The organism is Candidatus Formimonas warabiya (assembly GCF_002777255.1).
Classification (GTDB): Bacteria; Bacillota; Dehalobacteriia; order Dehalobacteriales; family Dehalobacteriaceae; genus Formimonas; species Formimonas warabiya.
In genome coordinates this window covers 3,975,823-3,999,944 of record NZ_CP017634.1, presented here as the reverse complement: position 1 = coordinate 3,999,944, position 24,122 = coordinate 3,975,823, and the positions used below count along the sequence as shown (strand labels likewise).

At 44.5% G+C, this 24,122-nt stretch carries 25 protein-coding genes and 6 tRNA genes; 10 read left to right on the top strand and 21 right to left on the bottom strand.

The annotated features are described in order from the left end of the window. Positions 1-150: 150 nt before the first annotated feature. The 4 genes from DCMF_RS18215 to DCMF_RS18200 all read left to right on the top strand — a co-directional run bounded on the left by DCMF_RS18215 (position 151) and on the right by DCMF_RS18200 (position 3,052). On the top strand, positions 151-741 hold the full coding sequence (locus DCMF_RS18215) for a flavodoxin family protein (protein WP_148135734.1): 591 nt from the start codon (positions 151-153) through the stop codon (positions 739-741). A gap of 63 nt (positions 742-804) precedes the next feature. Further along, complete coding sequence (mntR, locus tag DCMF_RS18210; protein WP_148135733.1) at positions 805-1,281, top strand: transcriptional regulator MntR; 477 nt, start codon at positions 805-807, stop codon at positions 1,279-1,281. Positions 1,282-1,461: 180 nt separating this feature from the next. Continuing rightward, the gene (locus DCMF_RS18205) at positions 1,462-2,772 is read left to right on the top strand and encodes an Nramp family divalent metal transporter (protein WP_148135732.1); all 1,311 of its coding nucleotides are present in this window, start codon (positions 1,462-1,464) and stop codon (positions 2,770-2,772) included. A 97-nt stretch (positions 2,773-2,869) separates the two neighbouring features. After that, on the top strand, positions 2,870-3,052 hold the full coding sequence (locus DCMF_RS18200) for a hypothetical protein (RefSeq protein WP_148135731.1): 183 nt from the start codon (positions 2,870-2,872) through the stop codon (positions 3,050-3,052). 237 nt (positions 3,053-3,289) lie between these two features. Here the strand turns inward: DCMF_RS18200 and DCMF_RS18195 are convergent, their stop codons facing one another. From DCMF_RS18195 to DCMF_RS18170, 6 genes are all read right to left on the bottom strand, one after another. Beyond that, positions 3,290-3,835: an MmcQ/YjbR family DNA-binding protein gene (locus DCMF_RS18195; protein WP_335582355.1), complete on the bottom strand. Its 546-nt coding sequence runs from the start codon at positions 3,833-3,835 to the stop codon at positions 3,290-3,292. Positions 3,836-3,931: 96 nt separating this feature from the next. Continuing rightward, the gene (locus DCMF_RS18190; protein ID WP_335582436.1) at positions 3,932-4,234 is read right to left on the bottom strand and encodes a DUF4180 domain-containing protein; all 303 of its coding nucleotides are present in this window, start codon (positions 4,232-4,234) and stop codon (positions 3,932-3,934) included. An 82-nt stretch (positions 4,235-4,316) separates the two neighbouring features. Continuing rightward, positions 4,317-4,958: a helix-turn-helix domain-containing protein gene (locus DCMF_RS18185; RefSeq protein WP_148135729.1), complete on the bottom strand. Its 642-nt coding sequence runs from the start codon at positions 4,956-4,958 to the stop codon at positions 4,317-4,319. After that, positions 4,924-5,613 carry a DUF3990 domain-containing protein gene (locus tag DCMF_RS18180; RefSeq protein WP_148135728.1) on the bottom strand — a complete coding sequence of 230 codons (690 nt, stop codon included), beginning with the start codon at positions 5,611-5,613 and terminating at the stop codon, positions 4,924-4,926. Before DCMF_RS18180 ends, DCMF_RS18185 begins: the two co-directional genes overlap by 35 nt. Positions 5,614-5,931: 318 nt before the next feature. Next, positions 5,932-6,022 (bottom strand) — tRNA-Ser (locus DCMF_RS18175). 96 nt (positions 6,023-6,118) lie between these two features. After that, positions 6,119-7,657, bottom strand: coding sequence for an ATP-binding protein (locus DCMF_RS18170; protein WP_148135727.1), 1,539 nt, complete (start codon positions 7,655-7,657; stop codon positions 6,119-6,121). Between the two features lie 199 nt (positions 7,658-7,856). On the opposite strand from DCMF_RS18170, the gene DCMF_RS18165 reads away from it, so the two are divergent. Beyond that, a complete protein-coding gene (locus DCMF_RS18165) occupies positions 7,857-8,186 on the top strand; it encodes a hypothetical protein (RefSeq protein ID WP_148135726.1) in 330 nt (109 codons plus the stop codon). 75 nt (positions 8,187-8,261) lie between these two features. On the opposite strand, the gene tadA is transcribed toward DCMF_RS18165, so the two are convergent. From tadA to dnaA, 15 genes are all read right to left on the bottom strand, one after another. Beyond that, the gene (tadA, locus tag DCMF_RS18160) at positions 8,262-8,708 is read right to left on the bottom strand and encodes a tRNA adenosine(34) deaminase TadA (RefSeq protein ID WP_148135725.1); all 447 of its coding nucleotides are present in this window, start codon (positions 8,706-8,708) and stop codon (positions 8,262-8,264) included. Between the two features lie 23 nt (positions 8,709-8,731). Beyond that, positions 8,732-8,808 (bottom strand) — tRNA-Arg (locus DCMF_RS18155). A gap of 26 nt (positions 8,809-8,834) precedes the next feature. Then, positions 8,835-8,911: transfer RNA gene (locus DCMF_RS18150), tRNA-Arg, on the bottom strand. 5 nt (positions 8,912-8,916) lie between these two features. Further along, a tRNA-Ser gene (locus DCMF_RS18145) sits at positions 8,917-9,011 on the bottom strand. Positions 9,012-9,124: 113 nt separating this feature from the next. Continuing rightward, a tRNA-Ser gene (locus DCMF_RS18140) sits at positions 9,125-9,215 on the bottom strand. Between the two features lie 107 nt (positions 9,216-9,322). Next, positions 9,323-9,399 (bottom strand) — tRNA-Arg (locus tag DCMF_RS18135). Positions 9,400-9,468: 69 nt separating this feature from the next. Then, positions 9,469-10,740 carry a serine--tRNA ligase gene (gene serS, locus DCMF_RS18130; protein WP_148135724.1) on the bottom strand — a complete coding sequence of 424 codons (1,272 nt, stop codon included), beginning with the start codon at positions 10,738-10,740 and terminating at the stop codon, positions 9,469-9,471. 268 nt (positions 10,741-11,008) lie between these two features. Beyond that, entirely contained in the window at positions 11,009-11,596 is a 588-nt protein-coding gene (gene pdxT / locus DCMF_RS18125; protein ID WP_148135723.1) for a pyridoxal 5'-phosphate synthase glutaminase subunit PdxT, read from the bottom strand. A gap of 10 nt (positions 11,597-11,606) precedes the next feature. Further along, complete coding sequence (gene pdxS / locus DCMF_RS18120) at positions 11,607-12,491, bottom strand: pyridoxal 5'-phosphate synthase lyase subunit PdxS (RefSeq protein WP_148135722.1); 885 nt, start codon at positions 12,489-12,491, stop codon at positions 11,607-11,609. An 88-nt stretch (positions 12,492-12,579) separates the two neighbouring features. Further along, positions 12,580-15,021 carry a DNA gyrase subunit A gene (gyrA, locus tag DCMF_RS18115; protein ID WP_148135721.1) on the bottom strand — a complete coding sequence of 814 codons (2,442 nt, stop codon included), beginning with the start codon at positions 15,019-15,021 and terminating at the stop codon, positions 12,580-12,582. A 93-nt stretch (positions 15,022-15,114) separates the two neighbouring features. Further along, the gene (gene gyrB / locus DCMF_RS18110; RefSeq protein ID WP_148135720.1) at positions 15,115-17,025 is read right to left on the bottom strand and encodes a DNA topoisomerase (ATP-hydrolyzing) subunit B; all 1,911 of its coding nucleotides are present in this window, start codon (positions 17,023-17,025) and stop codon (positions 15,115-15,117) included. Positions 17,026-17,314: 289 nt separating this feature from the next. Next, entirely contained in the window at positions 17,315-17,557 is a 243-nt protein-coding gene (remB, locus tag DCMF_RS18105; RefSeq protein WP_148135719.1) for an extracellular matrix regulator RemB, read from the bottom strand. A gap of 9 nt (positions 17,558-17,566) precedes the next feature. Then, entirely contained in the window at positions 17,567-18,682 is a 1,116-nt protein-coding gene (gene recF / locus DCMF_RS18100) for a DNA replication/repair protein RecF (RefSeq protein ID WP_214658716.1), read from the bottom strand. A gap of 19 nt (positions 18,683-18,701) precedes the next feature. After that, entirely contained in the window at positions 18,702-19,826 is a 1,125-nt protein-coding gene (gene dnaN / locus DCMF_RS18095; RefSeq protein WP_148135717.1) for a DNA polymerase III subunit beta, read from the bottom strand. A gap of 250 nt (positions 19,827-20,076) precedes the next feature. Next, the gene (dnaA, locus tag DCMF_RS18090) at positions 20,077-21,441 is read right to left on the bottom strand and encodes a chromosomal replication initiator protein DnaA (protein ID WP_148135716.1); all 1,365 of its coding nucleotides are present in this window, start codon (positions 21,439-21,441) and stop codon (positions 20,077-20,079) included. Between the two features lie 379 nt (positions 21,442-21,820). Here dnaA and rpmH point away from each other — a divergent pair, with 379 nt between their 5' ends. The 5 genes from rpmH to jag all read left to right on the top strand — a co-directional run bounded on the left by rpmH (position 21,821) and on the right by jag (position 24,083). Then, a complete protein-coding gene (gene rpmH, locus DCMF_RS18085; protein ID WP_148135715.1) occupies positions 21,821-21,955 on the top strand; it encodes a 50S ribosomal protein L34 in 135 nt (44 codons plus the stop codon). Positions 21,956-22,088: 133 nt separating this feature from the next. Continuing rightward, the gene (gene rnpA / locus DCMF_RS18080; protein WP_236860057.1) at positions 22,089-22,439 is read left to right on the top strand and encodes a ribonuclease P protein component; all 351 of its coding nucleotides are present in this window, start codon (positions 22,089-22,091) and stop codon (positions 22,437-22,439) included. Next, complete coding sequence (gene yidD, locus DCMF_RS18075) at positions 22,421-22,630, top strand: membrane protein insertion efficiency factor YidD (RefSeq protein WP_335582435.1); 210 nt, start codon at positions 22,421-22,423, stop codon at positions 22,628-22,630. Before rnpA ends, yidD begins: the two co-directional genes overlap by 19 nt. Before the next feature lie 47 nt (positions 22,631-22,677). Continuing rightward, entirely contained in the window at positions 22,678-23,352 is a 675-nt protein-coding gene (locus DCMF_RS18070) for a YidC/Oxa1 family membrane protein insertase (RefSeq protein ID WP_148135712.1), read from the top strand. Beyond that, entirely contained in the window at positions 23,349-24,083 is a 735-nt protein-coding gene (gene jag / locus DCMF_RS18065; RefSeq protein WP_148135711.1) for an RNA-binding cell elongation regulator Jag/EloR, read from the top strand. Before DCMF_RS18070 ends, jag begins: the two co-directional genes overlap by 4 nt. Positions 24,084-24,122 lie beyond the last annotated feature (39 nt).

Below are 24,122 nucleotides of genomic sequence, written 5' to 3'. Positions count from 1 at the left end.
TTCCTGTCTTATTAAACAAGTTTTCCCCTTTTGTCATAATTCTCCCGCAAAAATTTTTAGAAATTTAAATTTTTCCAATACCATCTTTCAGAAGGGGTTGGCCGGTTTCCAGATAATATTATTAGAAACGAAAGAAAGAGGGGTATTCCCATGAAGGATGTCTTGGTCCTTGGCTTCAGTCCCCGGAGAAACGGCAATACCGACCGCATGGCCCATTGGGCGAACGGCCTTGCAAAAGAAAATGGATTTGCCGGTGAGCTCCTGTTTCTCCGGGATCTGAACTTTTCTCCCTGTATCGCTTGCGGAGCATGTGCCAAAGACGGCATGTGCCACCTAAAAGACGACCTTACGCAAATTTATCCCAAAATTATTACCTCAGAAAAAATTGTCTTTGCGGCCCCGGTTTTTTTTCAATCCTTAGGAGCTTTAGCCAAGTCTTTCATTGATCGGATGCAATGCTTCTGGTCGGCACATCACTTGTTGCACCGGGAAGTGGTTGCAGACCCGGTGCTCCGGTCAAAAAGAGGATTATACGCCCTGATGTGCGGCGCAACCAATTTATCCGATACCTTTTCCTGCTCGGAAAAACTGATCAAAATATTTTGCGCCACCGTGGAAACAAGTTACCGGGGAGGAACTTTTGTTCCCGGCATTGATCAGAAAGGCGATATCGACCAGGAAACGATCAAAACGAAGGTAATCACAGATGTAAAATCCTTCTTCTTACATGAATCATCTTAACCAAATGGTAATTTTTTGCCTCACCAAAACGTATGATATACAAAAACAGAATGGGTGAGCGGCATGAACGACTCCAATAATGAGTTTTATACCTTCCGGGGTTACGCCAAGCAGCATCAGGGTCTTACTCCCAGCATGGAAGACTACCTGGAAATGATTTTCCGTCTGTCTCAAAATAAATTTTATACGCGTATCAATGATTTGGCCTCAGCTCTCAATGTACAACCACCATCTGCGACCAAAATGGTCCAAAAACTGGCTGAACTCAATTATCTTAAATATGAAAAATACGGTATCATCGAACTTACGCCTGTTGGGATAGAGGTAGGCCGCCTGCTTTTAAAGAGGCATGAGAAGCTGGAAACCTTTTTGCGCCTTCTGGGCGTCCAGGAAAATGTTTTGGAAGACACAGAGAAAATCGAACACAGTCTGAGTGAGGAAACCCTGGAGTGTATCTGCCACTTTGTGGAATTTATGCAGGCAACTCCCGCCTATGTGGATGCCTTCCAGAAATTTCCCCGCAAAAAAGACAAAGAATAAAGGAACCCTTGGGGTTCCTTTTTTATCGCCCCTCTTTTGACCTGGCGGAAACCCCAAATTTTTCTCCAAAATGATCTTTTTTTCACAAAAACTCAATTTCCACATAGTCTGAATTAAGGTAAAAATTTTAGCCCCGGTTAACGTTCTATTCTGATCATGAGGGTCAAAAGAGGTGTCCGTATGTTAAAAGAAGTGTACCCGGAGCCAGTCCCCCAGCCCGAAAATTCCGTGTTGGAAAATATCACGACATACCCCAAGCCTTCACTGATATCCCGTTTTTCCCAATTATTAAAATACCTTGGCCCCGCATTTATCGTCAGTGTTGCTTACATTGACCCGGGAAATTTCGCCACCAATATCAGCGGAGGATCCTTTTTTAATTATCAACTGATTTGGGTGATCCTCTGGAGCAACCTGATGGCCATCTTCCTGCAAACCCTCTCCGCCAAACTGGGCATTGCCACGGGATGTAATCTTCCGGAAATGTGCGGGCGGACATTTTGCCGAAAAACCAATTATTTCTTATGGTTGATGGCCACCTTTGCCTCCATGGCAACCGCTTTAGCGGAATTTCTGGGAGCATCTCTGGGATTGTACCTGCTTTTCGGCGTGCCCTTAATCCAGGCCGGCTTTATTACCGCTGTTTTGACCTTTTTTATCGTATATACGGAAAAATACGGGCAGCGGGTGGTAGAAGCGTTAATTACCGTACTCGTGGGGATCATTGGTGTTGCCTATACCATTGAACTGTTTTTAGCGAAACCGGCTTGGCCCCAAGTGGCCATGCACACGCTGATTCCTTCCTTGCCCAACGGGGAAGCAGTGCTGATTGCGGTGGGAATGCTGGGAGCTACCGTGATGCCTCACGTGATTTACCTGCATTCTCAATTGGTGCAAAGCCGAAAACCCTATGGATATGTAACTGACAAGCAAAAACAAAAGCATCTGCGCATGGAAAAAATCGATATTGTACTGGCCATGAACATTGCTTTTATCGTCAATGCCGCCATGGTGGTAGTTTCTGCGGCCATATTTTATAACAATGGAGTGATTGTAGAAAGTATTGAACAGGCCCATCGATCCTTGGCACCCCTGGCCGGCACTTTATCAAGCGCTGCCTTCGGCATTGCCCTATTAGCCTCGGGATTATCTTCCTCCGCTGTCGGCACCCTGGCCGGGCAAACGGTGATGGATGGTTTCATCGGTTTAAAAATTCCCCTCAATATCAGAAGGCTCCTTACCGTGGCACCTGCTCTCATCATCATCTCTTTAGGCATTAACCCTATGAAAGCCCTGGTTCTAAGTCAGGTCTCCTTAAGTTTTGCTCTTCCGGCCGCCATTATCCCCATGATCCTGCTCACCAGTCGTAAAGATATCATGGGCACCCTGGTCAATGACGCGCTTACCAAATATATGGGCTGGTTTATTACTCTGCTCATCCTCAGTTTAAACGGCGTTTTGTTATTTCTAACCTTCTCAGGAAAGGTTTAGAAAGAGCCTCTGAAAGACCAAGTTATTGAAATGTAAATATTGCATGGATTGTTGGAGATACTAAAAAAGTCAACTGGGTTTCAGAAGGAGGCAAAACATGGTGCAAAAAGCCCCAGCCACAACCAAATCGAAAGGGTGCCAAACAAGTAAAACCACTCAGGCAGGCATCCCGGAGCCCCATCACCAGGTTCGGAAAATGAAAAACCCGGAGGAAACAAAGTTGGACCGGGATTTAAAAGAAATATCTCGTAAAACTGCTGCGGAAATTATCGGTGATTGAAACAGCTAATGATCATTTTCTTTAGAAGTCAAGTAGCCTATGATTTTTCAGCTGCTTGATTTTTATTTAGCACAGATTTATTTATTCCGGAGGTAAAAGCATGACTTCTGAAAAGAACAGGACCCCTGATCCTTGTAATCCCTCTGCAGGAGAAATTAGAAACGCCTTAGCGGAAAGTGCGGAAACCTATTCTCAAGAAAGCAGGAAACCAAAGAAAAGCTTAAAAAATCCTAAAGATCATAGGACCCCATAATGCTCTTTTATTTCCCGCTGCACCTTTTTCGTCAGTTTCGAGAATACCAGTTCATAGGACCTGTCGCACAGTTCTTTCAAGACCTGGTCAGGCACGGCGCCGTTGAGATAGACCGAGTTCCAGTTTGCCTTGTCGCAATAGAACCCGGGCACGATGTCCGGATACTCAGCCCGTAACAGCTCTGCCAGAAGGGGCTCGCATTTCAGGATCACCATTTCCCGTCCTTGGTGAGGCTGATACTTCGGATCGGGCGTGCAAACGGCGGCAAACATTTTTCCCCGCACCAAATAACGATGCCAGCCCCATTCTACTTTATAGTCCCGCTCTGCTCCCGCCTTTTTCAGCAGGTAGGAGTCAAGCCATCCGTAATTGTTCATTTCTGCGCCTCCTCTGGGATCTGATTTGTCCGGTACACCGTCTTTCCTTACGGGCACATTGACGTTCCAAAATGTCTCCCGGGTCAATTCCTCCACGGTACGGTAGTCGGCCGTCCGCTCCGGCCTGATTAAGATAGGGTTAGGCTCTGTCATAATCATTCTCCCCTTCCCACTTATTTTCGTAATAAATCCGCCGTAATTGGGGCCCCGTTTTGCAACATTTCCCGTGGTTGTCCTACACAGCCCAACTTATTGGGCGGTAGCCAACCTTTCAATTGCCTCAGCCTCAGCGGAAACGAAAAATACATCCCTGCCGCGATTGCTCTCATAAATAAAGTCTTTTAATGGTTTACTTGAATAGCAAGAGAAGTCGCCAATAATAGCGAATTTTAGACGATAGTTGACAAACTTTTGCAGTATTTCTCCGGCAAGGCCTGTGCTTAACCTAAAAAATTCTTCTGTAATGGCCCCTTTATTCAGTGCCATACGGTCACATCCTGTTTCATATCTTACAGTTGCGATTAAATCTAAGGCCGACTGGGCATCTGTGATCAGGAGGTCGTCGCTTTGAACAAGAGCAATTAAAGTATTATTTTTTTAATTTTTTTGACCTTCATCGTGTAAACGAATAAACTCATTCAAACAGATCCTCAATCTTGCAGCCCAATGCTTGTGCCAGACTCTGCAACGAGGATGCCTGGGCTTTATTAATATCATTTTGCTTCTGCTCATAAAGCTGAATCATGCGCAGGGCAACACCCGAAGCTTTGGAAAGCTCCTTCTGCGAAAGTCCCCGAGCCTTCCGCAACCGGCTTAAATTTGTTTCGCTTTTCTTTTTACTTTCTGCTAAAACTTCGTCTGCTATGAAAACAAACTTATTTATATCGGCTTCGTGAAGAGTGGGGTACATATGCAAAAGTTCCGTAAAAGGCAATACCCTATGGATTCCTTCGAAGCTGTGTCCCGAATACCATTGATAATATGCCAATGCCCAAGCCGCCCAATAGACCGGAGAACGGTCAAAACGAGGCGTAGGAGTTACTTCCACCGACTGGCCTGTTGTAATAAAAACAACCTCACGGGCAAGCTCGGCCCCGCTTTTTCCGGCAATATATTTTGGATTGCCGCGGCCGAATTCATCCACAAGCCCGGACTGTAGAAACAATATAAAAAATTCATCCGGCTCATATTTAAGGTCAAAAACCGCATAGTCCATCATGGCCGCAAGGGTTTTCTGGGCTTTATTCAGGTAGGATTCTTTGTAGGCGCGGGTCATTATTTTTTATCTCCTCTCTGAGGATATCCAGAACAAACAGGTCGCTCTTCAGCGTCTTTAGATCCTTTTTCCTGCTTTGATAATCCTGTCGGGCAAGGTTATCCCTACTCATCCGTTTGACATGATATTCCTGATAACTTGCTGTCTCGTATCCTCCAAAACGGATTTGTTGAAAAGCCTTTGGAGAAATTAATACCACTTGCTCCCCAAGAGCACCAAGGCGCATAGCCTCGCTTAAATCGCGCAAGGAGAGGACTCCGCTGACAAAATCCTCCGCAAAGGAAAAATAAGAGTCATCCGCCCTGTAGCCTATAATATAATCCTTTCCTGATAAATCCGGCATAAAAGTCTGGATGATATACTCTCGTGCTTGCAGGGCAAGTGCAGCAGACAAATCAAAGGTGCGATTTTTTAATAGCAGCGCCAGCCAATTCAGAATGTGGTAGCTGCCGCCGGAAAGGTGCAGCAAAGAAAGACCCTCGGTATTCATGGTATACTTATTGGCGAAACCGTCCTTCCGCGTCGGGCAGGCCCATTCTTTGGCCAAGTCCAGACTTTCGGTACAATAAAATCCCTGCCCATAATCGTTATAAGGCTTACCTTTGCCAAGCCCGGGATGCTTCACAATCTGAGGCGAGCCATGATATATAATCATAGTGAATTCCTCCTCGCAGGTAGTATCGTCATAACGATGGTTTTATATGCAATTTCAGTACCTCATTAGAGCGATATTATGTCAACTAAAATCATTTTTTAGCTTTCATTTATCGCATCCGCTCTACGCCATGACGCTTCGCGATTTCACCTGCCACCTTGCGAATCTCATCAAGGGTATAGATCCGGCTCATAGCCTACCCTCTATTTTTAGTATAATAAAAAAACTTAGGACTGACTGCAAGGCAATCAATGCTAAGTTTATAAAACGCAAAGGACCTGCCAAATGGCAGGCCCTCCGGTGGGGCAAGGCCCCGTCTGGCGGAGCGGGTGGGATTCGAACCCACGGTACCCGTAAAGGTACACCTGATTTCGAGTCAGGACCGTTATGACCGCTTCGATACCGCTCCATACTATCAACCACCTGCTCGAATATTATACTATTTATACCCTGCCAAGTAAAGTTCCAACTAAGACCAAAGGTTGCTTGGGAAAAAATTTTTCCCCTACCCCTTTTTCGTTTTATTTTCCACCGCAAATTTAACAGAAACCGTTGTTCCCTCGGGACTGGTCTGAAAGCCCATTTTTGCCTGATGCCTTTCGCAAATTTTGTAACAGACGGATACGCCCAGACCGGTGCCGTTTTCTTTGGTTGTCACAAAGGGCTGACCGAACCGGTCCAATACTTCTTGGGGAATCCCGCTCCCGCTGTCTTCTACTTCAAGAACCACTTCTTGTCCGGAAAAATATGATTTTAAAAATAGGGTTCCCCCGGGAGACATCGCTTCCAACCCATTCCGAACCAGATTCAGAATCAACTGGCGGATTTCTTTTTCATCCAGGGGTATGTCTGGAATATTGCCCAAGTCCAGGATGATTTCTTTATCTGATTTAATGGCATCTGCCATAATTAAAGGACACACATTTTGCAGGATGTTGTTTAAACTGGCGATTTTTAGGTCAATCGGTTTATCCTTGGCCAGGGAAAGGAATTCCGAGATGATAGAATTTGCCCGGTCTAACTCATCAATCATCAGATCAATCCCCTCCGTATCGCCACTGAGAATTTCCTTTTCTTTCATCAGTTCCAGGAAGCCCCGTACCACACTTAAAGGATTACGGATCTCATGGGCGATACTGGAGGCCATTTCGCCGATCAGGTTTAAACGATCTAATCTTGCTAATTCCTTCTCCAACTTTTTTTGTTGGGTAATATCCCGGACAACGAGAAAGATGATTTCTCTTTCCTTACAGGATAATGCCTCCCAGGAAAGCCATTTGCACACACCATTCAGGAGGATGCGGTTCTCAAAATGGCGTACCGAGACCCCTTTCTGCAAATCCGTTTTCATTTTTTTTGTTTCTTCCCGGTCTTCCCCATGAATTTTATTTTCGATTCGTGCCCAGAAGGAATTGGCCTGCCCTTCCTGTTTCAGTTCGAAAATATTGCGAAAGGAATGATTCATACGGATAATTTCTCCGTCAAAACCTAACATGACGAAACCATCCAGGGAGAGATCGAAAAAGTACTCCAGCTCTTTCGCGATTCTGACCCTTTCCGTGACATCATTGAGGGTTAGAATCAAGAATTCTACCTCATTTTCCCGATCTAAAACAGGCACGAGATCCCCATCCCAAAAGGTCATCCCTTTATCCGGGTCATACATATATGAGAATACTCTGTTTAACACAGAATACGGTTTTTTTGTTTTGACCACATGCTCAAAAATTTCTCTGGTATCAGATGGATAAAATTCAAAATGATTATGTCCGGGAAAATCCGCTACCTCTTTACCGACCAGATTGGCATAAGCCTTGTTTACTTTGATAAAATTAAAACCCTGATCCATGATTGCCGTGGGCGATAAAAAGCTCTGAAAACATTTATCAAAAAGATCCACCTGATACTGTAAAGATCTTTCCGTTCTTACGATCTTCAAGCGCTCAATTTCCAGCTGGAGTTCCAATCGCTTTATTTCTGTAAGACTTTTTTGGTACAGCTGTTTTAACAATTTGTTGTTGAATGTTTCTTTGTCACTGCTCATTCACGCCGGCCCCCCAAATTTTGTTCCTTATTGAATTGACTCTTATTTATTCTTGGAAAAACAAGGAACTCCTCTGGGATATGCTGCCATTTAGGACATTCAGGGACTTTTCAGAAAGAAAAGTGCGCCCCGGTCAGATGCTATTTTTCTTAAATGATAAATGGATCCCCTGGTTATAATAGTGATGGAGGTGAATCAAATGAGACTAATTGCCAGAATACCCACCCAGGATCAGGTAGGTTTTCTTGTGGATTCTTTGAAAAAAATAGGGTTTGACCGTAGGGATATGATCATCAGCAATATGGGGGAGGAAGAGAAATGGAGCCGCCCGGAGCAGGCAGCAGAGGAAGTCTCCTTCATTAAAACAGAACGGGATGGCTTGTGGGAAATTGGTGCTTTTGCAGAGGGAATCAAAGGATTAAAGGGTAAGGAAGGGATCCTTGTGGCGGTAAAAACGCCCAAACACAACACCGATATCGTCAGAAATATCATGGAGCAGTCCGGTGCGGCAGAAATTATTCAAGACTAAAGAAGCCGGTGCTTGAAGTATGCAAAAAGCGCGTCCTGAAAAGGCCGCGCTTATTCATGGAAAAATAGATGTTTTTTATCTTCGCTTTTCAAAGAAACGCTGCATAATGGCCTTACATTCGTCCTCCATAATTCCTCCATATACCTCCATGCGGTGGTTAAATTGAGGAAACTGGGTCAAATTTACCAGGGATCCTGCTGCTCCGGCCTTGCTATCCCAAGCGCCGAAAATCAATGTGCTTACGCGGGCTTGAACCAAGGCCCCGGCACACATAGGGCAAGGCTCTACGGTCACATAAATGCTGCTGCCGTTCAGTCTCCAATTATGCAGGCTTGCGGCCGCCTCTTTTACCGCTAAAATTTCTGCATGCGCCGTAGGATCTTTTCTTTCTTCCTTCAGATTATGGGCCCGGGCGATTATTTTTCCCCCAAAAACAAGAACAGCCCCGATGGGGACTTCGCCTTTTGCATATGCTTTTTCCGCTTCCATCAGCGCTTCTTTCATATAGATCCGATCAATCATGGCCTCACCACATAAAAATTGAGTGGTGCGCCCGGGAGGACTCGAACCACCGGCACGCGGTTTAGGAAACCGCTGCTCTTTCCACCTGAGCTACGGGCGCAAAAAATAAAAATATCCAAAAAAAAATGGTGCGCCCGGCGAGATTCGAACTCACGACCTTTTGATTCGTAGTCAAACACTCTATCCAACTGAGCTACGGGCGCATATATGGCGGAGAGAGCGGGATTCGAACCCGCGATACAGGTTTTAGCCCGTATACTCGCTTAGCAGGCGAGCGCCTTCGACCTACTCGGCCATCTCTCCATATCAAGAGGCAAGATGCTAGATGCCAGAAAACTTTCCCACCTGCCTGCATCGTAACAAATGCCTAAAATCTATTTTTTTAAGTCTTGCTTCTAGTCTCATGCATCTAGTAATGGCGGAGGGGGTGGGATTCGAACCCACGGAACCCTTAGCAGGCTCAACGGTTTTCAAGACCGCCTCCTTAAACCGCTCAGACACCCCTCCTCACCGAACATTAGCTCGGAATTAGGGTACATTCTCTACTATAGCATATGGGTTTTTCCTTGTCAACCAGAGCAAGGTTACCAAAAAAATCTATCTGGGTGGTAATATGGCGCGCCCAGCAGGATTCGAACCTGCGACCTCCAGATTCGAAGTCTGTCACTCTATCCGGCTGAGCTATGGGCGCGCGTCAACAGCTTTGTAATGATAACATAACCTGTTCTATGGGTCAAGGGTTTTGGGTATATTTTTTCTCTTATTTTATGACCTCAATTCCCCCCATATACTTTTGCAGCACCGCCGGGACCTGCACACTCCCGTCTTCCTGCTGGTAATTCTCCAAAATGGCTGCCACCGTTCTCCCCACGGCCACACCTGATCCATTCAGCGTATGCACAAACTCCGGTTTCGCCTTGGCATCCCGGCGAAATCGGATATTCGCCCGCCGGGCCTGATAATCTTCAAAATTGCTGCAGGATGATATTTCCCTGTAACAATTAAAACTGGGCAGCCACACTTCCAAATCATAGGTTTTTGCGGAGGAAAAGCCTAAATCCCCTGTAGACAGGGCCACAACCCGGTAGGCCAACCCCAATTCCTTTAAAACATCTTCCGCATCATTGGTCAGCTTTTCCAGCTCATCATAAGATGCTTCCGGCAGAGAAAACTTCACCAGTTCCACTTTATTAAACTGGTGCTGGCGGATCAGTCCTCTGGTATCCCGGCCAGCCGCTCCGGCTTCTGCCCGGAAACAAGCACTATAGGCGCAATGATAAACAGGCAACAGATTGCCGTCCATGATCTCTTCCCGGTAAAGATTGGTCACAGGCACTTCTGCCGTAGGAATGAGGAAATAATCCGTCTTTTCCACTTTGAAAGCCTCTTCTTCAAATTTGGGCAGTTGGCCGGTTCCAATCATACTGTCCCGGTTCACCATAAAAGGCGGGAAAAACTCCGTATAACCATGTTTTTCCGTATGTAAATCTAAGAAGAAATTGATTAAAGCCCTTTCTAAACGGGCACCCAGTCCCTTATAAAAGGTAAATCGGGCCCCGGTCACCTTCGCTCCCCGCTCAAAATCCAAAATACCCAACTTTTCTCCCAATTCCCAATGTGCCTTGGGCTCAAAAGCGAATTGGGGGGGATCTCCCCATTTTCTTATTTCCCTGTTTTCCTCATCGGATAATCCCACGGGCACAGACGGGTGGGGAATATTGGGAATGGTGAGCAGTTCCTTTTGCAACCCGGTTTCAATTTCCTTTAAGCGGTCGTCCAAATCTTTGATTTCATCGCCTAGCTTGCGCATTTCCAAAACTTTTTCTTCCGCATCCTGGCCCGCTTTTTTTGCTTTGCCAATCTCCTGAGAAACAGCATTTCTTTCCGCCTTCATTTGTTCCACCTTTACTAAAAGGTCCCGGCGTTCCGTTTCCATCTGGAGAAAATTATTTAAGTTGATTTTCCCCCCGCGATTTTTCAAAGCCTGTTCTACTTTTTCCGGATTGCTCCGGACAAATTTCAAATCCAACATGTTTACAACCCCCTTAGCCGCTTCCCACAAGTATATTTTTTCCAAATTGTATCTGGATTATTACCCTAAGGCGGACGATGCAAAATCCTTTCCAATCCCTTATTAGTTTACCATCTTTTTACCCAAATGCATCTTCTTTTTCTAAAAAAACGGACCTCTGCTCCCCAAAAGGAAACATCAGCCTGCTCTTTTACGCTATGGAGACAGTTTCCCGGGTGCAGACCCCGCTATGGTAAGGCAAGATTTTGTTTTGGGTTTTTTCCCAGGGCTAGGCGATGGCATTTTTCGCATCCTCAATCATTTGTTTAAAATATAAGTGAACCCTTAAATCATCCGTTAATTCCGGATGAAATGCGGCACCCAGGAAGTTTCCCTGTCGTACCATGACAATTTTTCCTTCATGGTGCGCTAAAATACCCACATTCGGCTTAACCGATTCCACATAGGGGGCTCTGATAAACACCCCGTGAAAGGGAGCCTTCCCCAAAGCGTCGATGTGCAAATCTGCTTCAAAACTATCCACCTGGCGGCCAAACCCGTTTCTCTTCACCTTAATATCCATTAAGCCCAGGCTAAACTGATCACGGCCGGAAATATCCTTGGCCAGCATGATCAGGCCGGCACAGGTGCCGAAAACCGGCATTCCTTCCCGGGTCTTTTCTAAAATGGCTGTGTCTAAATGATAATCCCGCATTAATTTACCAATGGTGGTGCTTTCTCCGCCCGGAATAATCAAGCCATCGATCTTTTTCATCTCTCCGGGCTTGCGAATCAATACCGCCTCCACACCACATTGGGAGAGAATGCGTCGATGTTCTGCAAAAGCTCCCTGCAGGGCCAATACGCCGATTTGCATGTTAATCCTCCTACCAGCCCCGTTCCTGCATTCTTTCCGAAACCGGCAAAGTGGAAATCTCAATGCCTACCATCGGTTCTCCTAAATCTTTGGAGACTTCGGCCAAGACAAGGGGATCACGAAAATGGGTCACGGCAGCCACGATTGCCTTGGCCCGCGCTTTCGGATCGCCGGATTTAAAGATTCCCGATCCCACAAAAACCCCGTCCGATCCTAACTGCATCATTAAAGCAGCATCAGCCGGCGTGGCCACGCCACCGGCAGCAAAATTCACCACGGGCAATTTTCCCGTCTCATGGACTTCCACCACCAAATCATAAGGCGCCCCCAGATTTTTTGCCGCCGTCATCAATTCATCCGCGGGAAGATTTTGCAGCCAGCGGATTTCTCCCATCACCTGGCGCATATGTTTCACCGCTTCCACCACATTTCCCGTGCCCGGTTCTCCTTTGGTCCGGATCATGGCGGCACCTTCCCCAATGCGGCGCAGGGCTTCCCCTAAATTACGGCACCCGCACACAAAGGGCACTTTAAAATCATGCTTGTTGATATGATACTTATCATCCGCCGGTGTTAAAACTTCGCTCTCATCAATATAATCAATGCCCAGGGCTTCTAAAATTTGTGCTTCCACGAAATGACCGATCCGGGCTTTCGCCATCACGGGAATGGTTACAGCATCCAGAATCCTTACTATTACCGTGGGGTCTGCCATCCGGGCCACGCCGCCGGCAGCCCTGATATCTGCAGGCACCCGTTCCAATGCCATTACGGCGCAAGCTCCCGCTTCTTCGGCAATCTTTGCTTGCTCCGGCGTGGTCACATCCATGATTACGCCACCCTTGAGCATTTCTGCCAAACCTTTTTTTACCGTCCAAGTACCTGTTGCTGTCATCTCATCCTACCCCCTGAAAAATTCCCCAAAATACTGTCGTATTTTTTTCACTACTATATGATGTTTCTTTCATTTTGTAAAGGGATCCTTATACTTCGTCATCTTTGGAAACTACCTTGGCCACCGCTACCACATGATCATTGGGCTGCAGCCTCATTAAAGTAACTCCCTGGGTGTTTCTGCCCATCACCGAGGTATCTTCCACATTGATGCGGATAATGATTCCTTCCTTGGTAATAATCATCAGCTCATCGCCGGGTTTGACCACTTTAATGGCAACCATCTGTCCGATTTTGGGGATCACCTTCATGGTCAGCAGCCCTTTTCCTCCCCGGCTTTGCCGGCCGTATTCATCCAGCAGGGTTCTTTTGCCGAAACCGTTTTCCGATATCACCATCAGCTCTCCGCCTTCGGTGACAGAATCCATACTGACCACCCAGTCTTCCTCATCCAGGTTAATTCCCTTCACGCCCCGGGCGGTACGCCCCATTCCTCTCACTTCTTCTTCACTGAACCGGATCGCCTTACCGTTTCTCGTGCCTAAAATAATCTCTTCCGCCCCGCCGGTCAGTTTTACGCCGATCAATTCATCATTTTCATCTAGACTGATGGCAATAATCCCATCTTTTCTGGAAGAATCATATTCGCTTAAGACACTCTTTTTCACGATGCCCTTGCGGGTGGCCATAAACAAAAATAAATCTTCGCTGTACTCTTTGACAGGAATCACGGTGTTTACCGTTTCTTCTCCCGAAATATAAAGCAAATTGACCAGTGCCGTTCCTTTGGCGGTCCGCCCTGCCTCAGGAATTTCATGGACTTTCAGCCGGTACGTTTTTCCTTTATTGGTAAAAAACATTAAATAATGATGGGTCGTGGTAATAAAGAGGTGTTCGACAAAATCCTCCTCTTTGGTCGCCATCGCCGTAATTCCCCGGCCGCCTCTTTTTTGGCTGCGATAAGTATTGGTATTGAGCCGTTTAATATAGCCATTATTGGTAATGGTAATCACCATGTCTTCTTCCGCAATTAAATCTTCTTCATTAAAGTCGCTGTCATCTTTCACAATTTGGGTTCTGCGGGGATCCCCATATTTATCCCGCATGGCCAAAAGTTCCTGTTTGATAATGTGCAGGACCAGTTTTTCATTTTTCAAAACATCGGTCAAATAAGCAATGGTTTTAATTAAATCCCGGTATTCGTCGTCCAGCTTTTGCCGCTCCAGGCCTGTTAAAGCACGGAAGCGCATTTCCAAAATCGCTTGGGCCTGCTTATCGCTAAGTCCGAATCTTTCCATCAGGCGTTCCCGGGCAATTTCCGTATTTTTAGATTCCCGGATCGTGGAAATGACCGCATCAATGTGATCCAGAGCGATCTTTAATCCTTCCACAATATGGGCCCGGGCTTCGGCTTTGGCCAGATCAAACCGGGTCCTGCGCACAATGACGTCCTTTTGGTGTTCCAGATAATGATTCAAAACTTGTTTCAGATTTAAAATCCTGGGCTGACCGTCCACTAAGGCTAAAGTAATCACGCCAAAGGTGTCTTGCAGCTGGGTATGCTTATATAATTGGTTTAAAATCACCCGGGCATTGACGTCCCGCCTTAATTCGATGACAATACGCATGCCGGTCCGGTCCGACTCATCGCGCAGGTCCACAATACCGTCAACTTTTTTATCTCGCACCAGTTCCGCAATTTTTTCTATGAGCCGGGCCTTGTTCACCTGATAAGGAATTTCCGTGACAATAATGCGCTGTTTGCCGTTATTCATCTGTTCGATATTGGCTCTGGCCCGCATTTTTACGGAACCCCGCCCTGTGGCGTAGGCCTCCCGAATGCCGTCCCTCCCCATAATCAAGGCCCCGGTAGGAAAGTCAGGCCCTTTAATAATGGTCATTAAATGGGAAATATCCACTTCAGGATCCTCAATCAGTTTAATCACACCATCAATGACTTCCCCTAAATTATGAGGGGGAATGTTGGTCGCCATCCCCACCGCGATCCCGGAGGATCCGTTTACGAGCAGATTGGGCACCCGGGAGGGCAAAACAACGGGCTCCTCCTCGGTTCCATCATAATTTGGGCTGAAGTCCACGGTTTCTTTATTAATATCGGACATCATTTCCATGGCAAATTTGGACAGGCGGACTTCCGTATAGCGCATGGCCGCGGCCGAATCCCCGTCTATAGAACCGAAATTGCCATGACCGTCAATCAGGGGATAGCGAATGGAAAAATCCTGGGCCATACGAACCACAGAATCATAAACTGCGGTATCGCCATGGGGGTGATATTTACCCAGGACGTCTCCCACGATACGGGCAGACTTTTTGTGGGGCTTATCCGGAGTTACGCCTCTTTCATACATAGAATACAAGATTCTCCGGTGCACAGGTTTTAAGCCGTCCCGCACATCGGGCAAAGCTCGTCCTACGATTACACTCATCGCATAGTCAATATAAGATTTTTTCATTTCGTCTTCTATGCCTAAAGGAAGTATTTTTCCATGAGTAAAAGATGACTCCATTATTCCACCTCATTCCAATATTAACCAACCGGTGTTGATTCTTGTCTTTCCCGGAAACCGGTTCCCGGATCCCGAAAAGCCCTTTTGCTTTTTTTATATATCCAGATTTCTTACTTCTTTGGCATTGGTAAGAATAAACTCTTTACGGGGTTCCACTTTGTCCCCCATCAAGATGGTAAATATTTCATCTGCCGCTAAAGCGTCTTCCAGGGTCACGCGCAAGATGGTCCTGGTCTCCGGATTCATCGTTGTATCCCAAAGCTGATCCGGATTCATTTCCCCCAACCCTTTATATCTTTGAATGGAAGGGTTTTCCTTTTTCAGCTGGGCAAGAAATTTTTCCAACTCATGATCCGAATACAAATAGTGGTCTTCCTTCCCTACCGCGACTTTATATAAAGGGGGTTGGGCGATATAGACGTAGCCTGCTTCGATTAAAGGCCTCATATACCGGAAAAAGAAAGTCAAGAGCAAGGTCCGGATATGGGACCCGTCCACATCCGCATCCGTCATAATAATCAGCTTATGATACCGGGCTTTTTGAATATCATAGTCATCGGAAATGCCTGTGCCCATGGCTGTAATCATCGCCCGGATCTCCTCATTATTGAGGATTTTGTCCAACCGGGCTTTTTCCACATTAAGGATCTTTCCCCGCAAAGGAAGAATGGCCTGGGTTCTTCTGTCCCGTCCCTGTTTGGCCGAGCCGCCGGCAGAATCTCCCTCCACCAGATACAATTCGCTCATGGCAGGATCTTTCATAGAGCAATCCGCCAATTTTCCGGGCAGACTGGTACTCTCCAGGGCACTTTTTCTCCGGGTAAGTTCCCGGGCTTTTCTGGCTGCTTCCCGGGCCCGGGCCGCCTGGACCGTTTTTTCAATGATTCTCCGGGTGTGGGCCGGGTTCTCCTCCAAAAAAGTACCCATCCCGTCTCCCACCACAGAATCAACGATGCCCCTGACCTCACTGTTTCCCAGCTTGGTCTTGGTCTGTCCTTCAAATTGAGGTTCCATCACCTTCACGCTGATCACAGCAGTTAAACCTTCCCGGATATCTTCCCCGGAAAGATTACCCTGGTTGTCTTTTAGCGCGTTCAGTTTCCTGGCGTAATCATTAATGACTCTGGTTAAAGCCGTCTTAAATCCGGCTTCATGGGTGCCTCCCTCTTGGGTATGAATATTATTGGCAAAAGAAAGAATATTCTCTGTGTAGCTGTCGTTATATTGCAAGGCAATTTCCACCTGGACCTGATCTTTTTCCGTGGCAAAAAAAATAGGATCATGGTGCAGCACATCTTTATTTTTATTCAAATACTTGACAAAATCAATGATGCCGCCGTTGTGCTTATAGGTTACCTCATTGCCTTCTCTCTCATCGTTTAAAGTGATGGACACACCTTTATTTAAAAAAGATAATTCCCGAATTCTTTGGGCCAAGGTCTCCCGGTTAAACACCAGTTCTTCAAAAATTTCTTCGTCCGGCTTAAAAGATATTTCTGTCCCGGTACCGTCTTCTTGTCCGATTACATTCAAATCCGTGATGGGAGTACCTCTTTCATACTTTTGATAGTAAACATTTCCATTTCGTTTTACCTTTACTTCCAGCCATTCGGATAAAGCATTTACTACGGACATCCCTACACCGTGGAGTCCGCCGGAAACCTTATACCCGTTTCCCCCAAATTTTCCTCCGGCATGAAGTAAGGTTAAAGCAACCTCCACACCCGGTTTGCCGGTTTTTTCATGAATATCTACAGGAATACCCCGTCCGTTATCGAACACGGTAATACTATTATCCTCATGAATCGTCACAATGATATTGTCACAGTATCCGGCTAAAGCTTCATCAATGCTATTGTCTACTATCTCATAGACTAAATGGTGTAAACCCCGGGCACTGGTACTGCCGATATACATCCCCGGGCGTTTTCGCACGGCTTCTAGACCTTCTAATACCTGGATCTGACTGGCATCATAATTTGTTTCAATTCTTTCGTCTATCATGGTTGTCCCTCCAGAACAAAGCAATATTCCGGCTATTCTAAATTACAATTATACCTGATTAGGTCTAAGATCACAAGTAAATATTGTATAGTATGCATCATTTTGTAAATTTTATCACTAGATATAGTAAAGAAGGCTAATTCCTTACCATTTCAGAGAAAAAATGCCAGCCAAGTTTCCTCGTTTCTAAAACACTTAAAAAAGCCCAGAGGGGCTTTTTTACAGGGTCAAAAAGTATCCATTTTTGTCGCATCCACCATAATGCCGGAAGAATTTGTCTGAATAAAAATTATTCCAAAGTCCTTTTCGATAGCGTAGAGACAGCAATAGGTGAATAATATAATTTTTTTGCCGTGACAATCACGGATTTGGCATTTTGCTCCTCAGCGGATTCTTTATCCACAGATCCCTTTTCCCAACAACTTTTTAAAAATTTTTGGGATATGGGAGAATTTTTAATTTTCTCATAGTCCAAGATTAAAATAATGTCCTTAATATGGATCATCTTTTCTTTTCCAATATGCACAAACATGGCTCTCACCTATACATTCAAATATTTGATCTCACCCTGGAATACTTTCATCACCTGGCCTTCCCGAAAATGAAAAGCCATATCCGTGGTGGTAATAAAAGTTTGAATTTTATCCCCCATCATGGCAATCAGGTGACTTCTTCTTTTTTCATCCAATTCCGACATCACATCATCCAGCAGCAAAATGGGATATTCTCCTGTTTCCGATTTCATTAATTCCAGTTCTGCCATTTTTAAGGATAAGGCCGTCGTTCTTTGTTGTCCCTGAGAACCAAACTTTCTTACATCGATGCCATTGACCATCAATTTTAAATCATCCCGATGGGGCCCAAACAGGGAGACACCTTTGATAATTTCATTTTTTCTATTTTCCCTGATCATAGTATGTAAAATTTCTTTAATTTTTTCCCAGGTAATTTTTTTTAAGATTTCTTCCTGATCCACACTTTCATAGGTTATTTCCAGTTCTTCTTCTCCCTCGGTAATTTTCCGGTGGGTTAACCGGGCTAAAGGAGCAAGTTTCTGAAGAACCTCCAATCTTTTCTTGATAATTTTGGCCCCGTTTTCCCCTAATTGTTCATCCCAAATGTCCAGCATTTCTTCCTGCTGCTTTTTCTCCCGAATTTCTTTAAGCAGGTTATTTCTTTGCTGGATAATTTTTTGATATTGCATCAAAGTAAAATAATAGGTGGGGAATAATTGCATCATTTCTCCATCTAAATATTTCCGTCTCGCCGCCGGGCCTAATTTGACAATATTCAAGTCTTCCGGGGAAAAAACCACACTATTGAGAATACCCAAAACCTCATTGAATTTTTTTCGCGCACTCCCATTGACCTTGAGCAATTTCTTATTTTCTAAATTGTACCCCAGAGAAATCGTATAATCACCCGTATTTTTTTTGATCAACCCTTCCAGAAAAAAATACGGGCAACCCCACCTGACCATATCCAGATCTTTCGCCCCTCTAAAGGAAGAAAGGGTGCTCAGATAGCCGATCGCTTCCAAAAGATTTGATTTTCCTTGGGCATTTAACCCGGTAATGACATTAACCAGGGGGTGAAAATCAATTTCTTTCGTGCCGTAATTGCGGAAATTTTTCAGCACCAGCTTGCTTAAGTTCAAGAAAAACACTCCACTATATTTATGATGTTCGGACCGGCAAAATTAAATAAATGTATTCTTCATTTTCCACCGTCCGGATAATGCCGGGACTTAAGGGACCGATGAGCTCCAGGTAAATTTCTTCTGCATCTACAGCTTTGAGCGCATCCATCAAATAGCGGGAATTAAACACGATCTCTGTAGGTTCCCCCTCCAAAAACACCGGAATCTCTTCATAAATTCTGCCGATTTCCGGAGCATGGGACTCGATTTCCAAAATATCGTCATGAACTTTCAGTTTGATCAAGCTGTATCTTTCTTTTATTTCATCGCGTACCAGCAAAGATGCCCTTTCTGTTGTTTCCAACAGTTTCTTGGTTCTTACTCTGATTTTACTCTTACATTTACTGCTTTCCGGTATCACCTGCCGGTAACTGGGATATTGTCCCTCAATCAGACGAGAAATGAGAGAAACATTTCCCGCCGTAAAATAGACTTGATTATTTCCTACTTCGATCAGCAAAGGTTCCTCTTCATCGCCACTGATCCGGGCTACTTCCAACATGGTCTTGGTAGGAATGATCACAGAAATTTTCTCCGGGACCAAAGCTCCCTCCCATATCCCTTCCCGTAATGCCAAACGATGGGTATCGGTGGCCACCATGATCACCTGATTCTCAACCACATCCAGTAATGTTCCGGTAAAAACAGGCCTGGATTCATCGGCAGAGGCGGCGATGGCAACCTGTTTGATCATTTTTTTAAATAAATCCTGCCGGATACTGCCCTTCATATGACCGTTAATTTCCGGAAGGGAGGGAAATTCTTCACTGGAATGCCCATTGATCACTAATTCCGATTGTTCATATTTTACTTCCAAACCGAAATTGTCCGTGTTTTTTAAATTGATCAAGCCGGAGGGCAATCTTTTCACCATCTCGCTAAAATATTTTCCGGGCACAACAATAGTTCCTTCTTCAATTACTTCCACGTCTAAGGAGCAGTCAATGGCGATTTCCAAATCCGTAGCGCGAAAGGTTAATTTATTCTGCTCCGCTTTTAAAAGAATACCGCTTAAGATGGGCAGGGTGTTTTTATTTGAGACGGCCCTGTTTACGATTTGTACGCCATAGACCAGATCATCTTTGGTACAATTTATGTGCATCTTACTGCCTCCTTATTCACATCTTCAAATTTTGTTTTATTTTTTTTATTCTTTATTTAAATTCCGTAATAATAGTAATAAGGGCGGTGGGTATGTGGATAAGGCTAATTTCGTCAGCATTGAGAAGGGCTGCCCCATGTTGAAAAAGTGTGCATAGGGATGTCCCATGCATGCACATACACACAATGACTTTTTTCGCGTTTTTTTTATCCAAAAATAACCCACATAAAATCCCAAAACTTGTCCACAATTATAATTGTTGTAATTGAGATACCAGAGCAGAAATGGTACGGTCTAAATTGGTATCTTGGGAGCGTTCCTGACTGATCTTTTCATGGGCATGGAGCACAGTGGTATGGTCCCGGCCGCCAAATTCTTCGCCAATTTTCGGCAAGGAGGCATCCGTTAATTCCCTGGCTAAATACATGGCGATTTGTCTAGGGTATGCTACAGCCCGGGTGCGTTTTTTAGCTTTAAAATCTTCCACCTTTAAATTGAAATGGTCCGCGATGGCTTGTTGGATTAATTCAATGGATATTTTTTTCGGTTTGCTTTCCGGCAGAATATCTTTTAATGCTTCCTGTACCAATTCCGGGATGACTTCCTTTCCTGTGAGAGAAGAATAGGCCACTACCCGGATCAAGGCTCCTTCCAGTTCCCGAATATTGGATTGAATTTTGTTGGCAATAAAGACCATCACTTCATTGGGCACCATAATATTTTCAATTTTGGCTTTTTTTCTGAGAATGGCGATGCGGGTTTCCAAATCCGGCGGCTGAATATCCGTAATCAGTCCCCACTCGAAACGGGATCTTAAGCGATCTTCCAAAGTGGGAATTTCTTTTGGAGGACGGTCACTGCTGATAATCAATTGTTTGTTTGCCTCATGGAGGGCATTAAAGGTATGAAAAAATTCTTCCTGGGTTCGTTCTTTTCCGGCCAGAAATTGAATGTCATCGACCAGCAAAACATCCATGCCGCGATATTTATTACGGAATTGAACCGTTTTGTCGTCTCTGATGGCGTTGATCAATTCATTGGTAAATTTTTCGGAGGAGACATAAACTACTTTAGCATGGGGGTTATGTAAATTGACGTATTGGCCGATGGCATGCATTAAATGGGTCTTCCCCAGTCCAACTCCTCCGTAAATAAATAAGGGGTTATACGCCTTAGAAGGGGCTTCCGCCACAGCTAAAGAAGCCGCATGGGCGAAACGGTTGCTGTTTCCCACCACAAAACTTTCAAAAGTATATTTCGGATTAAAGCAGGAACTGGAAAGAATATCGTCATTTTGTTTTGAAGAACGGTTAAAGGCAGACTTATTTTTGCCTTTGGGCAGATAATTAATTTCTCCTTCTTCCGATTGGGGTAAAACAAAGTCCAAATCTAATTCTTCCGAGGTTACCAGCTGCAGGGTGGTTTTGATCAGATTCGCATACCGGGATTCCAGCCAGTCCTTGGCAAATTCATTGGGAACGGCGATCACCACGGTATTATCATATCTTGTCACCACTTTCGTGGTTTTTAACCAGGTTTCAAAGCTGGGCTTACTTAATTCTGTTTTTAAAATATCTAGAGTCTTCTGCCAGTCTTCTTTAAGTTTTGTATTCATTGTAACCTCCTTGAAAAGAAAAAGCCGGAATAAAAAGTGGAATCTCTGTTTAATGCCCCCAGCTATTTTGTTTACTAAATTTGTTAGGATGAGAAAACAATCCGCTGGATAAAAAAATATCCACAAGGGGGAAATAAAAATAAAGAAATTGTGGATAAAATTATCAGAAAAAATGTTTTTTTTCAAATGCATATCCATAATAGCAAAAATTATCCACAAATTCAATATTAAAAAAAATAAGTTATCCCCAGGTTTCGGGTACACCTCTTGCTTTATTCTTGACAGTTCAAAATCAGTAAGATATAATTCTAATGCTAATGCTAATTTTCCGGTTGTTTAATTTTGGTAATGTGTAGTATCAGTAAGGAGGAACTATTTGATGAAACGGACTTATCAACCGAAAAACAGGAAACACAAAAAAGTTCATGGTTTTTTAGCAAGAATGAGCGACAAAGACGGGCGCAATGTGCTTAAAAGAAGGCGAGCCAAAGGAAGAAAGAGACTGTCAGCATAAGGCCGGAAGCGGCCTTTTCGCATATGCAAAATTTTTTGATATGTGAAAATTTTTCAGGAAAGATAAAAAATTGTTTATTGGTTTTTTTTGGTGGCTATAATATGTTTGGTAGGTAAATAGGGGGCTTCCCATTTTGATTAAAAAAATTTATCGGTTAAAGAGCCCGAAGGATTTCCGGAAAGCCTATCAAAAAGGAAAATCTCTTGTAAATCCATATTTGGTGCTTTACTGCCGAAAAAACCAAAAGGATCAATATCGGATTGGCTTTTCTATCTCTAAAAAGGTCGGGAAAGCTGTGATCCGAAACCGAGTGAAAAGAAGGTTGCGGGAAATCTGCCGGTTACATGAGCGTATTTTCCCGAAGGGATGGGACTTAATTTTTGTGGCGAGAGTAAGGATCAAAGATGCATCCTACCGGGTCATGGAAAAAAGTGTGTTTGATTTGGTCAAAAGAATGGGAGACCAATCATGGTTCAATTATTAATTACCTGTATTAAAGGATACCAACGGATTGTTTCGCCTTTTTTTCCGGCACGGTGCCGGTTTTATCCCTCCTGTTCGCAATATATGATTGACGCTTTAGTAAAATACGGATTTTTCAAAGGACTGTGGTTGGGGATAAAAAGAATTTCCAAGTGTCATCCTTGGCATCCCGGAGGGTATGATCCTGCTTAAAAAGAACAGGAGGTGAAACCTGCAAATCCTATTTGCGGGGAGAAAACGTGAGTCTATTTAATTCATTGGTTGATTTTGTTCGGGTTTCTTTGGAATGGCTCTATCAAGTATCAGTTCACATTGGTATTCCCAGTTATGCCTTGGCAATTGTCTTTTTGACGGTGATTATTAAAGTATTGCTTTATCCGTTAACGTACAAACAGATGAAATCCATGAGAACCATGCAAGAGCTGCAGCCCAAGATTAAAGAGCTGGATAAAAAATATAAAAATGATCCCAAGAAAAAACAAGAAGCTATGATGGAAGTGTACAAGCAGCATGGTGCCAATCCCATGGCAGGCTGTTTGCCTCTTTTGATCCAATTTCCCATTTTGATTGCTTTATTCCGGGGATTACAATCCTTTCACCCCACCAATCCCGAATATTATAACTTTTTCTGGATTAGTGATTTAGGTAAAGCGGATCCCACGGGAATTATTCTGCCTTTGTTAGTTGGACTAACCACCTTTGCTCAGCAATATGTGACATCGCCAAATGCCAATGACCCGACCCAAAAAACAATGTTGTACGCTATGCCTGTGTTATTCGGCTGGATGACGAGAAGCTTTCCTGCCGGCTTGGCTTTGTATTGGATCGTATTCAGTGTGGTGGGGACCATCCAGCAGATTATGATTAATAAGGGAATTAAACCTGCTCCCGCAAAGGAGGGTGCGAAGGAATGAAAACAATAGAAAAAACGGGAAAAACCATCGATGATGCCATCGAGTTGGCTTTAAAAGAATTACAGTGTGTGCGTGATGATGCGGAGGTAGAAATTCTTGACGCTCCTTCCCGGGGGTTGTTTGGTCTGATTGGGACCAAAGCCGCCAGGGTAAAAGTGACCTTGCGGGATAAAAAAAGTGAGCCGGAAAAAGTCATGTCTTTCGCAGAAAGGCGTAGCTCTAAAATAGAAAGTGTGAAAAAGGCTCCTCTGGAGAAAGTGGAAGCTGCTGAGGATCATGGGCATCCGGAAGAAGTAGCCGTAGAGTTTCTGGGTAAAATATTTCAAAAGCTCGATGTCAAAGTAAATACGGAGGTTTCCTATCAGGAGGATTTTCTTTATCTGTCCTTTCATGGGGATGATTTAGGCATTTTGATCGGACGCCGGGGAGAAACATTGGATTCCTTACAGTACTTAGCAAACCTGGTCGTGGGAAAAAAATGCGGACAAAGATATCGCATTGTCTTGGATGTGGAAGGGTATCGGAAGCGCAGGGAGCAAACCTTGATTAATTTAGCCCACCGGCTGTCCGAAAAGGTAAAAAGAACAGGCCACAATATTGTTTTAGAGCCGATGAACCCGCATGAAAGACGGATTATCCATACCGCCTTGCAAAACGATCAAAGGGTGCGTACTTTCAGTGAAGGGGAAGAACCTTACCGGAAAGTAATTATTACGAAAAAGGCCAAATAGATTTTGGAAAGCCAAATAATCGAGAAAGCCAACCCAGTA

Bases quoted from the DNA above. Each gene is read 5' to 3' on its own strand.
- DCMF_RS18215 (WP_148135734.1), top strand. From the start codon at position 151: ATGAAGGATGTCTTGGTCCTTGGCTTCAGTCCCCGGAGAAACGGCAAT.
- mntR (WP_148135733.1), top strand. From the start codon at position 805: ATGAACGACTCCAATAATGAGTTTTATACCTTCCGGGGTTACGCCAAG.
- DCMF_RS18205 (WP_148135732.1), top strand. From the start codon at position 1,462: ATGTTAAAAGAAGTGTACCCGGAGCCAGTCCCCCAGCCCGAAAATTCC.
- DCMF_RS18200 (WP_148135731.1), top strand. From the start codon at position 2,870: ATGGTGCAAAAAGCCCCAGCCACAACCAAATCGAAAGGGTGCCAAACA.
- DCMF_RS18195 (WP_335582355.1), bottom strand. From the start codon at position 3,835: ATGACAGAGCCTAACCCTATCTTAATCAGGCCGGAGCGGACGGCCGAC.
- DCMF_RS18185 (WP_148135729.1), bottom strand. From the start codon at position 4,958: ATGACCCGCGCCTACAAAGAATCCTACCTGAATAAAGCCCAGAAAACC.
- DCMF_RS18180 (WP_148135728.1), bottom strand. From the start codon at position 5,613: ATGATTATATATCATGGCTCGCCTCAGATTGTGAAGCATCCCGGGCTT.
- DCMF_RS18170 (WP_148135727.1), bottom strand. From the start codon at position 7,657: ATGAGCAGTGACAAAGAAACATTCAACAACAAATTGTTAAAACAGCTG.
- DCMF_RS18165 (WP_148135726.1), top strand. From the start codon at position 7,857: ATGAGACTAATTGCCAGAATACCCACCCAGGATCAGGTAGGTTTTCTT.
- tadA (WP_148135725.1), bottom strand. From the start codon at position 8,708: ATGATTGATCGGATCTATATGAAAGAAGCGCTGATGGAAGCGGAAAAA.
- serS (WP_148135724.1), bottom strand. From the start codon at position 10,740: ATGTTGGATTTGAAATTTGTCCGGAGCAATCCGGAAAAAGTAGAACAG.
- pdxT (WP_148135723.1), bottom strand. From the start codon at position 11,596: ATGCAAATCGGCGTATTGGCCCTGCAGGGAGCTTTTGCAGAACATCGA.
- pdxS (WP_148135722.1), bottom strand. From the start codon at position 12,491: ATGACAGCAACAGGTACTTGGACGGTAAAAAAAGGTTTGGCAGAAATG.
- gyrA (WP_148135721.1), bottom strand. From the start codon at position 15,021: ATGGAGTCATCTTTTACTCATGGAAAAATACTTCCTTTAGGCATAGAA.
- gyrB (WP_148135720.1), bottom strand. From the start codon at position 17,025: ATGATAGACGAAAGAATTGAAACAAATTATGATGCCAGTCAGATCCAG.
- remB (WP_148135719.1), bottom strand. From the start codon at position 17,557: ATGTTTGTGCATATTGGAAAAGAAAAGATGATCCATATTAAGGACATT.
- dnaN (WP_148135717.1), bottom strand. From the start codon at position 19,826: ATGCACATAAATTGTACCAAAGATGATCTGGTCTATGGCGTACAAATC.
- dnaA (WP_148135716.1), bottom strand. From the start codon at position 21,441: ATGAATACAAAACTTAAAGAAGACTGGCAGAAGACTCTAGATATTTTA.
- rpmH (WP_148135715.1), top strand. From the start codon at position 21,821: ATGAAACGGACTTATCAACCGAAAAACAGGAAACACAAAAAAGTTCAT.
- jag (WP_148135711.1), top strand. From the start codon at position 23,349: ATGAAAACAATAGAAAAAACGGGAAAAACCATCGATGATGCCATCGAG.